This window comes from Flectobacillus sp. BAB-3569, from assembly GCF_002270355.1.
Taxonomy (GTDB): Bacteria; Bacteroidota; Bacteroidia; order Cytophagales; family Spirosomataceae; genus Flectobacillus; species Flectobacillus roseus.
Genome location: NZ_NJFZ01000006.1, coordinates 257,413 through 269,652, shown reverse-complemented (window position 1 = coordinate 269,652; position 12,240 = coordinate 257,413). Strand labels below are relative to the sequence as shown.

The 12,240-nt window shown below is 38.4% G+C and carries 12 protein-coding genes; all 12 read right to left on the bottom strand.

Annotated features, from left to right (window positions below; translation table 11 throughout):
• Nucleotides 1-49: 49 nt before the first annotated feature.
• Nucleotides 50-1,075: a phytanoyl-CoA dioxygenase family protein gene (locus BWI92_RS06975; protein ID WP_166578087.1), complete on the bottom strand. Its 1,026-nt coding sequence runs from the start codon at nt 1,073-1,075 to the stop codon at nt 50-52.
• A 49-nt stretch (nt 1,076-1,124) separates the two neighbouring features.
• Entirely contained in the window at nt 1,125-1,619 is a 495-nt protein-coding gene (nuoE, locus tag BWI92_RS06970) for an NAD(P)H-dependent oxidoreductase subunit E (protein ID WP_095161395.1), read from the bottom strand.
• 107 nt (nt 1,620-1,726) lie between these two features.
• Complete coding sequence (gene nuoD, locus BWI92_RS06965) at nt 1,727-2,962, bottom strand: NADH dehydrogenase (quinone) subunit D (protein WP_095161394.1); 1,236 nt, start codon at nt 2,960-2,962, stop codon at nt 1,727-1,729.
• Between the two features lie 52 nt (nt 2,963-3,014).
• A complete protein-coding gene (locus tag BWI92_RS06960; protein ID WP_095161393.1) occupies nt 3,015-3,515 on the bottom strand; it encodes an NADH-quinone oxidoreductase subunit C in 501 nt (166 codons plus the stop codon).
• 64 nt (nt 3,516-3,579) lie between these two features.
• Nucleotides 3,580-4,128, bottom strand: a complete 549-nt coding sequence (locus BWI92_RS06955; protein ID WP_095161392.1) for an NADH-quinone oxidoreductase subunit B — start codon at nt 4,126-4,128, stop codon at nt 3,580-3,582.
• An 87-nt stretch (nt 4,129-4,215) separates the two neighbouring features.
• The gene (locus tag BWI92_RS06950; RefSeq protein WP_095161391.1) at nt 4,216-4,584 is read right to left on the bottom strand and encodes an NADH-quinone oxidoreductase subunit A; all 369 of its coding nucleotides are present in this window, start codon (nt 4,582-4,584) and stop codon (nt 4,216-4,218) included.
• A gap of 358 nt (nt 4,585-4,942) precedes the next feature.
• Nucleotides 4,943-6,331, bottom strand: a complete 1,389-nt coding sequence (locus tag BWI92_RS06945; protein WP_095161390.1) for a neutral/alkaline non-lysosomal ceramidase N-terminal domain-containing protein — start codon at nt 6,329-6,331, stop codon at nt 4,943-4,945.
• Nucleotides 6,332-6,467: 136 nt separating this feature from the next.
• Complete coding sequence (locus tag BWI92_RS06940) at nt 6,468-7,178, bottom strand: Bax inhibitor-1/YccA family protein (protein WP_095161389.1); 711 nt, start codon at nt 7,176-7,178, stop codon at nt 6,468-6,470.
• 273 nt (nt 7,179-7,451) lie between these two features.
• Nucleotides 7,452-7,952 (bottom strand): hypothetical protein, encoded by a 501-nt coding sequence (locus BWI92_RS06935; RefSeq protein ID WP_141234705.1) that lies wholly within the window; start codon nt 7,950-7,952, stop codon nt 7,452-7,454.
• 327 nt (nt 7,953-8,279) lie between these two features.
• Complete coding sequence (locus tag BWI92_RS06930; RefSeq protein WP_095161387.1) at nt 8,280-9,593, bottom strand: Gfo/Idh/MocA family protein; 1,314 nt, start codon at nt 9,591-9,593, stop codon at nt 8,280-8,282.
• Nucleotides 9,594-9,794: 201 nt separating this feature from the next.
• Nucleotides 9,795-10,751 carry an SUMF1/EgtB/PvdO family nonheme iron enzyme gene (locus BWI92_RS06925; protein ID WP_095161386.1) on the bottom strand — a complete coding sequence of 319 codons (957 nt, stop codon included), beginning with the start codon at nt 10,749-10,751 and terminating at the stop codon, nt 9,795-9,797.
• Between the two features lie 239 nt (nt 10,752-10,990).
• Complete coding sequence (locus BWI92_RS06920) at nt 10,991-11,992, bottom strand: FAD:protein FMN transferase (protein WP_095161385.1); 1,002 nt, start codon at nt 11,990-11,992, stop codon at nt 10,991-10,993.
• Nucleotides 11,993-12,240 lie beyond the last annotated feature (248 nt).

Below are 12,240 nucleotides of genomic sequence, written 5' to 3'. Positions count from 1 at the left end.
AAAATACATTAAAGCATGAAATGTTATTTTCAAAAAAAGTAGGAAGTGCTTATTCTGTCCAGTCTTTTCCTTGTGAAATAATATCTTCTTGTGCCAAATTTGCAGGGTTTGCATAAATTGCTACCCCATTATAATAGCTTGTCTGAGACACATCTTTAGTTTCTGCACGATGCTTAGGTTGTGCTTGTACTGTCGAATAATGACAAACAAATGACTTACGTGTCATTTCAGCATTATTGATACGACTTCCGCCATGTGCTAATGCTCCGTGCCAAATCAAAATATCGCCTTTTTTAATCAAAAGTACTTTCTTTTGAATGCCAAACTTAGCACATATTTTGTCCAAATATTTACCAAATTGATCTGGGCTAAACAGCGACAAACCATGTTTGTACAAAATACCTGTTACTCCAAAATGAAACTTTGGCAATTTATGAGAACCCGGATAATAGAACAAAGGACCAGAATCAGGGTGTACATCTTCTAATGGAATCCAAGCAGCAGCTAAGTGGCTCGGTACACCTGATGTTACCCAAGGATAATCTTGGTGAGTACTTTGTTGGCTACTATACTTGAATATTAGGCTTTGAAAAGCAGTAAGGTCATTATCTAACACTGCACGCAAAAAGGCTACAATATTAGGATGAGTCATCACCTTTTTTGCTCCAATTGAAGCATTGTGATAATCATTGATACGAGCTCCTATACTTTTAAGCTTATCTTTTGGTATATCCTTTAGCTTCGCATCCTTAGTATTATTAAATTGATATACTAAGGCTGTCATATCATACTTCTCATGATTCTCGATTGTTTCCTCTACTTCATTCCAAAGGTTATCTAACCATTGGGTTGGTAAAACATTTTCAAGAACCACAAAACCATTTTCTCTCCAGAATGCTAGCTTTTCTTTTAAATCGAAAGGCAAAGACCCTTCAATTTGAACTTTATCAATTACTTGTTCTAATGAAACATCCTTATCAACTAACGGTAATGTTTCGCTATCAAAGTCCTTTGGTCCTTGGGGCGCAACATAATGTCTAATATGGTGATAAGGTCTTCTAAAGGTATTTTTCAAAAAAGCTATCATTGGGTAGAGGAATTAAGTATCAAATGGTTTATTACAGTTATTTCGAAAGCTCTTCGATGATGGCATCTACTTTTTCAGTCGTAAGATTCATATAGTATTTCTCACGAATCTGAAAAACTGGTCCCCAGCCACAAGCAGCCAAACATTCTACTTCTTTCACTGTAAACTTTCCATCTGCTGAAGTACCACCAGTATCAACTCCCAATTTTTTCTTCAAGTGGTCATATACTTCACCACCACCCATTAGGCAGCAAGGTCCTGTACGGCAGTATTCAATTACGTGTTCACCTACAGGTTCAAGGTGGAACATAGTATAAAATGTAGCTACCTCATAAACCTCAATTGGTTTGATATTTAATAAACCAGCTACGTAATCCATCACTTCAGGACTCAACCAACGCCACTCAGCTTGTGCTAAGTGTAAAATTGGAAGTAAAGCTGACTTTTGTTTACCTTCTGGATAACGTTTGATGATTTTGTGTACCCTCTCCAACGTATCTGCTGGAAACTGAACGGTTTGTGTGTTCGTCATGTTCGGTATTAGCATTTCGGAAGGAATACTTTTAGATATTCCTTTTCGCTTCTAACTAAATATTTCTACTAAAACTATTGGGTCGATTTATTTGAAATGGAAATACACTAGGTATCCAATTCTCCAGCAATCACGTTCATAGATGACATCGTAATAATGGCATCAGAAAGTGTTGATCCTTTAATCATTTCAGGGAAAGCCTGATAGTAAATGAAGCAAGGGCGACGGAATTTCAAACGGTAAGGTGTACGTCCACCATCCGAAACTAGATAGAAACCTAACTCACCATTACCTCCTTCTACAGAATGATATACCTCGCCTACAGGAGCATCAATTTCACCCATTACAATCTTGAAGTGATAGATTAATGCTTCCATGTTGTTATAAACTTCTTGTTTTGGAGGCAAATAATAGTGAGGAGCATCAGCATGATAAGGACCTTCTGGAAGATTGTCCATGGCTTGCTGAATAATGCGTAAACTTTGCCACATTTCTTCACCACGAACCAAGAAGCGGTCATAGGTATCTCCAGTTGTACCTACTGGAATTTCAAATTCGAAGTCTTCGTAAGAAGAATAAGGATTCATCACACGCACATCGTAGTCAACACCCGTTGCACGTAAGTTTGGTCCTGTAAAACCATAATTTAAAGCTCTTTCGGAAGAGATAGCTCCTACACCTGTAGTTCTATCCATGAAAATACGGTTACGTTTAACCAAACTTTCAAACTCTCTAAGACCTTTAGGGAATTCACTTAAGAAATGTTTGATTTTACGAATAGCTTCGGCAGAGAAGTCACGCTCCATACCACCAAAACGCCCCATGTTGGTAGTCAAACGAGCACCACATAGTTCTTCGTAAATTTCATATATATGCTCTCTCCACTGCATTACATACAAGAAACCAGTCATGGCACCAGTATCTACAGCGAGTACCGAGTTACAAATAATGTGGTCAGCGATACGAGCCAACTCCATCATAATCACACGCATATATTGTGCTCTTTTAGGCACTTCAATACCCAACAGTTTTTCTACAGTCATGTGCCAACCCATATTATTGATAGGTGACGAACAGTAGTTCATACGGTCGGTAAGCGTTGTGATTTGATAAAAAGGACGACGTTCAGCGATTTTTTCAAACGCACGGTGGATATACCCTACCGTTTGTTCTGAATCGATGATTGTCTCCCCGTCCATGGTAAGGATATTCTGAAAAATACCATGAGTGGCAGGGTGAGTAGGACCAAGGTTGAGGGTGGTCAACTCATTAACATATTTTTTGTTTTCTCCTGATTTGGCGATTCCTACATTAGGACTCGACACTAAAGCAACATCTGACATATTTCGCTTGGGTGAATGAGCTACCGAATAGCAACCCGATAGTTACCGATTATTATCTTCCAAATAAAGCATCAATCTTATCTTGACGAGTAGCATCCTCCATTGGATACTCTTTGCGCATAGGATGATAGTCCATATCTTCTACATTCAAAATGCGGATAAGATTTGGATGTCCTTCAAAGATAATTCCATAAAAATCGAATGCTTCACGCTCCATCCAGTTAGCTGTAGCATAAAGCCCTGTGATGGTTGGCACTTTAGGAGACTCAAGAGGAACATACAATTTGATAATCAATCGTACATTGTTTTCGAGACTATGCAAGTGATAGATGACACCGAATTCCTGACCTACAGCATCGGGAAAATGGATACCCGCTAAATCGGTAAGAAATTGGAACTTGAAAGTGGGATGTTGATATAAATAATGTAAAAGAGGTACAATAGTATCTACAGAGGTAGTTACGTTCAAAAGACCGTAATTTTCCATAATTCCGTAAATTTTATCCTCTCCGAATTTCGCTACTAAGTCTTGAGCAATTTGTTCGTTTGTCATTGTAAACGCTGAAATGATAGACTAATGAAAAAGGGATATTTAGTTATAAAATTTTGCTTTATAACTATTCAATACCATAAGAAGACAACAACGCCTTATATTCAGGAGATTCTCTTCTTCTTCTTTGTTCTGATTTAGCTAGCTCCTGAATTTCCATAAAGCCATCTAGGATTTGTTCTGGGCGAGGAGGGCATCCAGGCACATACACATCGACAGGGATAATACGGTCGATACCTTGTAAAACAGAATAAGTATCAAACACACCGCCAGATGATGCACAAGCTCCAACTGCGATTACCCAACGAGGCTCAGCCATTTGAAGATATACTTGTTTTACAACTGGAGCCATTTTTTTAGCAATGGTACCCATTACCATCAAAACGTCGGCTTGACGTGCTGAGAAAGAAAGACGTTCTGCACCAAAACGAGCTAAGTCATAGTGCGAAGCCATGGTTGCCATAAATTCGATACCACAACATGAGGTAGCGAATGGTAAAGGCCAAAGGGAGTTTGCTCTCGCCAAACCAACCAAGTCGTCTAGTTTTCCAGCGAAGAATCCTTGACCTTCTAGTCCCTGTGGGGCATCTACTGTCTTTATTATTCTATCACTCATTGTCTTATTCAATTAATAATATTTGATGTCTTCCTACCTAACTAGTTGTTGAGGCAGAAGGTTTTATAGAGAAAGAGGCTTCGAGAATTATTTTTCCCAGTCAAGCACTCCTTTTTTCAATACATAAATAAAGCCTGCTAAAAGAAGACCCATGAAAACTACCATTTCCAAGAAGCCGTCCCATCCTAATGTTTTGAAATTTACAGCCCATGGATACATGAAGATAATTTCCACGTCGAAAAGTACAAATAGAATAGCTACCAAGAAGTATTTTACAGAAATTGGCGTACGAGCGTTTCCAACTGACTCGATACCACATTCAAAAACATCATCTTTGGCTTTACTATGTCTTTTTGGCCCTAACCAGTGAGTAGCCACCATTGTCAATACGATGAATGCAAGTGCTGCCCCTATTTGGACAATAATCGGAAGGTAGTCTGATGGTTGATAGTTCATTTCTTTGTCTTTAAGTTTTGAAATTTGCCTACAACGGCTCTTCTCTCTCGGTGCTTTTAGTCAAAATATTCTGAATGAGAGACTTGTGTTTTGCTCGCTGCTAGATTGATTTTGCTATCACAGCTTTTAGATGGTCACCTAGCAACAATTTCAGAAATCAAGTCGCAATTTACTGATAAAAATTTACATGAAGTGTTTTTTTTACCTGAAAAAGCTACGGAATTATTGTGCTTGAGCATGATTACTTAGATGTTTTTCAGGATTTTGCTAATTCAGAATTATTCTAAATTAGACAACTACTTTTGTTTACATTGAATTAATATCTGCCTTTCTTTCCCAAAATATTAGAATCCGAAGCCTATTCTTCCGTTTGATTTTGTAAAGCATCTGGTTGTTTGACTACAGGGGCATTTTTGGTCAAAATACTGTTGATAATTTCTTGAAAATATTGTCCGTTCTGTGGACCGTACCAATTCATCACACGAGTCTCATAACTATTCAAATCATAACGACTATCTTCTGTGATATATCCAACATAACTTCCATCAAAACTAGTTACAATAAGATTTAGATGTTGATTCTGAGCGGTTTTGAGTACATCTGGCATTAATTCGCCACTGTAATCACAAGGTGTGCCTATAAAAATGGTATTACCTAACTGAAATACTTTCATTTCGGCTGGGTATTCTCCAAAAAATGTTTGAAATACCCAAGGACGAAAACGTAGGTCTTGCGATACTCGCACCTGTGGGTCACGCATTGATATTGGAATCACCGAAGCATGTAGGTTATCCACAAGCGCTGTTTTAATTTGTGGATTAATTTTGGCTATTTTTTGATAAAGACCTTCAGCCACGCGATTGAGTTGAGCATAATCATCTTTCATCTCCTCTCCTATTGGACCAGTACTGCCAACAGAGCCAGCCATAAACATGGCAAAATCGGCTTGGTCTTTTTCAAGTTTATCTACCAAGACCCCAGGATAATCTCTTGACAAAACCATCTTATCAGCATTGAGCGTAGTGGCATGTGCCGAATACACACAAATAAGAGCATTTTGCCCATTGTCTTTGTGAATTTTCAATAATCGTAAAGTCGGGTCTACCGTACCTTTTTCATGAACTAATCTATTAAAAACTAGCTCTGGGGTATCTATTTGACCATAACCTATTTCGGCAGCAGTAGTATTTGCATCCGCTAATTGGATGGCCTTAACAATTTTGTTAGCGATATCCTCCACCACTTCAGGGTGATATTTTCCAGCAAAAAGTTCTCCAATGGCATTTTTACCCCATGCACCTATGCTATTGTGCGTGTGGGTAGCACCTATAAACACGTGCTCCCATGAAAAGCCGATTTTGCCGAGTTTATCTTGTAGACTCAAACGTACCTCTGGTGGAATAATCAGTAAATCACAAGAAACCATCGCAAACTTACGACCATTATCAAATACCATAGCTCGTACATAAATCGAATCATGCACGCTCTGATAGGGTTTGCCGTCACGATTGCCATATCCTGCTGTAGCCAATGGCTGTGCAGGTGTTAGGTTTACCTTCGCCCAACCTACATATACCGAATCATATTGGGGATCAGTATCGGGTATATAGTTAGCCAGCCAGTTTTGCGTTTGAGCATAAAACTCGGTCTGGTGCAATTCTGTTCTGTCTACTGTCGTAAAAGTCCCGATAGCGGCTATTACAATAAGCGCCAAGAAACCTAAAATAATATTTCTGAAAATCTTCATGAGCAGTTTGTGATTAAACCAATAAGTGTTTGAGCATATTTTTATGAATAAGTCAATTACACTTCTGTACTTTTCTTCAAAAATAAAACTCCTCACCTAAGTTTAGATGAGGAGTTTCAAGAAAAATGCTTTTGTATTAATCTCTTCTATTTCCGAGTAAACGAAGTAGATATAAGAATAAGTTGATAAAGTCTAGATATAAGGTCAATGCCCCCATGATTGCTTCTTTATGATCTTCGTCTGTACCTTCGTTGCCGATGATATTCATTTCTTTGATTTTTTGAGTATCATAAGCTGTTAAGCCTACAAAAATCAATACACCAATAGAACTAACTACCATACCAAACATATCGCTACGCAAGAAAATGTTGACCACCCCCGCAATAATCAAACCTATCAAACCCATCATCAAAAGACTACCCCATGAGGTCAAATCCTTTTTGGTATAATATCCATAAGCCGCCATTGCCATAAACATGGAGGCTGCAATACCAAATACATATACAATCGAATCGGCAGTGAATACAAAGAAAATTACCGATAGTGTTAATCCATTCAAAATCGAATACAGAAAAAACCATACCGTAGCAGAAGTAGCCGACATAGTTGCCACTCGCGACGATAACCACAACACAACCCCAAATTCAGCTATCATCAATCCATAAAAGGTAAACTTGCTACTAAAAATAATTTCAACGATTTGAGGTGTACTCGCTACACCAAATGAAACCGCTGCTGTAACAATGAGAGCCAAAGACATCCAACCAAATACTTTGGTCATATAACGAGCCTGTTCGGCCTGAACAGCCTCTTGTGAATAATAAGGTGAATACTGATTGTTTTGCATACGTTTGTTGTAATTAGATTGTAATACGAATCTTAAGATTACAAAAGCTGTATTGTAAATTCTACAAAGTACCGATAATGTAACATAAGATTCAATTTTATCTCTGAGGATACTATGTTACTAAACTTCGCTGGCATTGCCAAAAATTTAACAATAATTCATTCTTTACTAACGAGAAAATCAGCGATTGAGCTCTTTCTATGATTTTCTTTTACTGTTATTTTAATAGCAAGAAGTAATATGTAAAAACAAAAGAACTTACATGATGGACTATTAAGGGATTGAATTTTTATTACGTCCAATTGTGAGTCCAAGCCTAAGTGTAAGAAAATTAAGTTCATATTGAGAAGAAGACAAAATGAAGTTTTGTTCCACTGATAATCTTAAGTGTTTAATATCAACTCCTCCCCTTAGAGAGGCTCCCATTTTGTCATACCTACGTTCAGCATTTTCAGACTCAAAAATTGCATTGTAAATACCAAAGCCTACGCCGAAAAAAGGTCGAGTTTGTTTTTGTCTGCCATAATTTCCAATACAATATTCGGATGTGACTAAATAAGAAGATACGCTATTTATGGGACCAGAAACAATAGGTCCTGTTGAAGAAATACTACCATACGCATTAGCTGATTCAAATTTAAGTCCTACAGATACCTTATCATTAAAGCAATATTTAGGTTCAACAGAAATACCTCCTCCAAAAGACGAGGATGATTTTGCTATACCAACTAATATGTCTAGCTTGAAAGGGTTATTACTTTGCGACCTTACCATGAGGCTGTAAGTTAGCAATATCGAGAGCATACATATTTTTGACTTCATAGGGTATTTGAGGAGACTAGATGTAAACTAATTAATGATAAGTAATCATGCAAAATAAGATTTAAGTTATGTGTTTAGGCAACAGGCATAAGGCAAAGAGTGTTAAATGTTTTTTTAGTAATAATAGCATTTTTTTTGCCGAATGCCGATATCTGAGAGCCAAAGGCTAAAAAATTTAAGTTTATTGTGCGTACCAACTTACCTAAACAGTATCAGCCTTAAATTTTAAGCTATTAGCTTTCGACAAAAATCCGAAAGCTAATGGCTCAATGCTACAAACTACACAAACTTCGTTTTACCGGGTACTGCTACAGGATACAAACCATTTGCATCTGGTTTGAGTGGCATATCTGCATCCCAAGCAAATGTTTTTGGCGCAAGGTCTAAGCCTGAATTAATGGCTTTATCCCAAGTTATTACCTGACCAGAATAAGTAGCCATTCTTCCTAGAATAGAGGTCATGGTTGATTTAGCTCCGTTTTCGGCATCGGCAAACTTATATTGTCCTTTGGCGATTGCTTCAAACAATTCGTCATGCTCTACTTGGTAAGGGTTAGGGTCTTTGCTACCATTGTGTTTGAAGAGAGTATTTCCTTTGTAGTCGGTAATATGTCCCGCATCAAACATAATTTTACCTTTTGTGCCCACTACTAATTCATCAACTTTTGCCCAAGTCCCCTTAATGTGGCGACATTGAGAGTTGAGAATCGTCCCATCGGCATATTCAAACTCAACGATATGGTGGTCAAAAATTTCGCCATAATCTTTTCCTTTTCTTACCTCACGACCGCCCGTTCCTCTAGCTTTGACAGGATAAGAGTTTTTAGCCCAGTTGATTACATCTATATTATGAATATGTTGCTCAGTGATATGATCGCCGCATAACCAGTTAAAATAATACCAGTTACGCATTTGATATTCCATTTCGGTTTGACCCGCTTTTCTTGGATTTACCCACACACCATCATTATTCCACCAAGCCGAAGCAGATACTACATCTCCAACCATACCATCCTGAAGGCGCTTCATGAGCTCACGGTAAGAAGTTTGGTAATGACGTTGCAAACCTACTACGACATTCAGTTTTTTCGCTTTTGCTTTTTCGGCAGCGGCTAGCACTCGTTGTACACCAGCTGGGTCTGTGGCTACAGGTTTTTCCATAAAAATATGTTTCCCTGCGTTCACTGCTGCTTCAAAATGTAAAGGGCGGAAACCTGGAGGCGTAGTCAAGATAACCACATCTGCTAAAGGAATTGCTTTGAGATAAGCATCAAATCCAACAAAACGTCTGTCGGCAGGGACATCAATTTTTGATTTCAAGTTCTCAAAATCATCACCTGTAATTTCTTTATAGCAATTGTCTAAACGGTCTTGGAAGGCATCTGCCATAGCGACCAATTTTACATTTTGCTTGGTACTCAATGCCTGAATAGCGGCACCCGTACCACGTCCGCCGCAACCTATCAAGGCAACCTTGATGGTATCGTCGACAAGACTATTAAACATACTCGCTTCCGACAAAAACGGAGCTGCAATTAAACTTCCAGTAATTAGCGATGTGCTTTTAACAAAATCGCGTCTAGTTTGACTCATAGTTAGAATTAGTTAGAAAATGTGAGGTATTTTAATATTGGATTTCGGATGTTGGATTTGGGATTGAGGAAGTTTTCGCTACTTTTTACAAAAAACAAATACGTTTTTCATATCTCCGAAATCCGATATCCCTAATCCGCAATAATTTTAGAGCTTTCGGTAAGAGCAACTTGCCTTAACACTTTGTGCCTTTGCTCCTGTTCACTTACAACCTACTTTAATACTTTTGCAAAAAAAGGCTTCGACTTCTTCTGCCGAAGGTTGTTGTAAAGGTTGTACAATTCGGAATCCTACAAAAGGCGCATCGGCATTCCACCATTTACTTTTGGGTACTTGTGGGTCGCGACGATTCCAGATAGGGTCGGATTTCAAGCGATTAGCACTGCGCAATTCTTTCGCTTCATCTTTATAATTGCCTCCTCGCACTGTACTCGGATAGCGCTTTAACTTTTCAGAGTAAGGATTTTCTTGTCCTGCACTCATTTTTTGATAAAATCCTTCATCGTATTGGTCCATTGTCCATTCAGCTACGTTGCCCAACATATCATATAATCCCCAAGGATTTGGCTTTTTTTCACCTACTCGATGATAATGTCCGTCGGCGTTGGCACCATACCAAGCATATTGAGCGAGATCTTTTTCATTTTCTCCAAAAAAGAAACGAGTTTTACTCCCCGCACGACAAGCATATTCCCATTCGGCTTCGGTAGGCAAACGATAAAAAATTCCTGTTTTATGATAAAGCCATTTGCAATACATCAAAGCTGCATATTGTTGCATCGAATTAGCAGGAAAACCTCCTACTTTACCCATGCCCAAAGTAAAATCTATATACGGTGGACTAGGACGAGTAATTGCATCAGGCTTTGGCTCAGGGTCACGTTCCTCCTCCAAAAACAGTTGATATTCGTCGTAGGTCACTTCCGTAGCACCCATCCAAAAAGCTGAAAGTTTTACCTTTACTTGTGGTGATTCGTCTGGCTCATGTCCCGATTCACTTTCAGGACTACCTAAGGATAATTCGCCCGCTGGAATCGCTACCATTTTAAATTTGACAGTAGTATTAGGAATAGTTTTTTCATAGGATTGGAAGTTTTGAGCTTTAGAGGCACCAAAAATCGCTGTTAATAAGCTCAAGGTCAAAAGAGTTTTTTTCATAGAAAATTACAAGGTTGATAGTCAATATTAAATTGAGATAACTATAACATATATAAAAACATACTTTACTAAAATACTCCTTCTATTTCGGCACCTACCCAACAGACCCTCACAGTATGTCTGTGGTTATTGAGTGGTTGAGTGATTTCAAAATTTTATTCTAATGTAGACGCAAGCATTGCGTCTCTACTGTTTTACACTTTGTGCCTTTTTGCCTTTGTGCCTATGCCACTTTGTGCCTACTCCATCATTTTCTCAAAATAACTATTTTGCCATTTGAAAAGCATTGTACCTTTTTTCTCTGCAATGAGTAATCCTGTGTTGGGAAAACTATCACAAAGTTTCAAGGCTTTTTTTACAGGTAATACACTACAGGCTGTAGCAAGCCAATCAGCAGTGGCGCCGTCGGGAGCAATAACGGTAACATTGCGTTGATGCGAAAGTCCTAAGCCTGTTTTGGGATTCACGATGTGCGAATAATGCTTTCCATCTATCTCAACAAATTGATACATATCTCCCGATGTGGCCACAGCAGCATTTTGAAGCAATAGATATCGAGGTAATAACTCTTCAGAGGAAGGGATATTGACACCAACACTCCAAGCTTTTTTACTTGGTGGTGCTTGTCCCATGGCTAAATCGCCCCCCGCATCGACCAATGAAGCACCCAAACCCTCCTTTGCCAAAAAGTCTACTACCTTTTGAGCTATATATCCTTTGGCTATTCCTCCTAAGTCTAGTTGCATAGCGCTTTTGTTAAGCTTAACCGCATGTGTCTTTTCGTTCATCTGTACCCATTGAAACCCTACGCTTACTTGGGCTTTACGAAGTACTGAATCAGCAGGTAACTGTTTTTCTTTTCTAGCTTTTCTCCAAAGCTTGACTAGCGGTCCTATCGTAATGTCAAACGCACCACTACTTTTTTGATATGCGACTTGTGATTGCTTTAAAATATCCCACAAAGCATCGGATACGCCTGCACTTTGTCCTTTCCTAGATAGGATGCTTAGCTCGCTTTGAGTATCATAATCACTGTAAACTTGATTAAGAGAATCAACTAATTTATAGGCTCTGGCAGTTGCACTAGAAACCTTCAAAGAATCGTTGCTATATACAATAATAGAAAATGGCGACCCCATCTTGGGTTGTGTAAAAGTCCATTTGCGAGGGTTCTGAGCCCTTGAAAACTGTAGAATTAGTAAGAAAAAAGGAATTAAAGAAAGCGTTTTGAGGGTTTTCACAGAAAAAGAGGTTTTACTTTAAACAGATATGGTCTAACAAGTTAATCAAAAAGAGCTTGATAACTTGCCCTGTTTTACGGAGATAGAATCGTTTTAGCACCTACTTTTTGTACCACTCATATACGATTTTATACAGTCAAGATGGTATTCGGTCGAATAAATCAGCCTATTAGCAGGAAATTCAATAAGAGGGTCACTCGGTCTATTAAAATTATCCTAATTTTATGCCGTTTTCAGCCTTATTATAT

Coding starts and splice junctions, on each gene's coding strand:
- BWI92_RS06950 (WP_095161391.1), bottom strand. CDS start 4,584: ATGAACTATCAACCATCAGACTACCTTCCGATTATTGTCCAAATAGGG.
- nuoD (WP_095161394.1), bottom strand. CDS start 2,962: ATGTCAGATGTTGCTTTAGTGTCGAGTCCTAATGTAGGAATCGCCAAA.
- BWI92_RS06960 (WP_095161393.1), bottom strand. CDS start 3,515: ATGACAAACGAACAAATTGCTCAAGACTTAGTAGCGAAATTCGGAGAG.
- BWI92_RS06935 (WP_141234705.1), bottom strand. CDS start 7,952: ATGGTAAGGTCGCAAAGTAATAACCCTTTCAAGCTAGACATATTAGTT.
- BWI92_RS06945 (WP_095161390.1), bottom strand. CDS start 6,331: ATGAAGATTTTCAGAAATATTATTTTAGGTTTCTTGGCGCTTATTGTA.
- BWI92_RS06955 (WP_095161392.1), bottom strand. CDS start 4,128: ATGAGTGATAGAATAATAAAGACAGTAGATGCCCCACAGGGACTAGAA.
- nuoE (WP_095161395.1), bottom strand. CDS start 1,619: ATGACGAACACACAAACCGTTCAGTTTCCAGCAGATACGTTGGAGAGG.
- BWI92_RS06940 (WP_095161389.1), bottom strand. CDS start 7,178: ATGCAAAACAATCAGTATTCACCTTATTATTCACAAGAGGCTGTTCAG.
- BWI92_RS06925 (WP_095161386.1), bottom strand. CDS start 10,751: ATGAAAAAAACTCTTTTGACCTTGAGCTTATTAACAGCGATTTTTGGT.
- BWI92_RS06930 (WP_095161387.1), bottom strand. CDS start 9,593: ATGAGTCAAACTAGACGCGATTTTGTTAAAAGCACATCGCTAATTACT.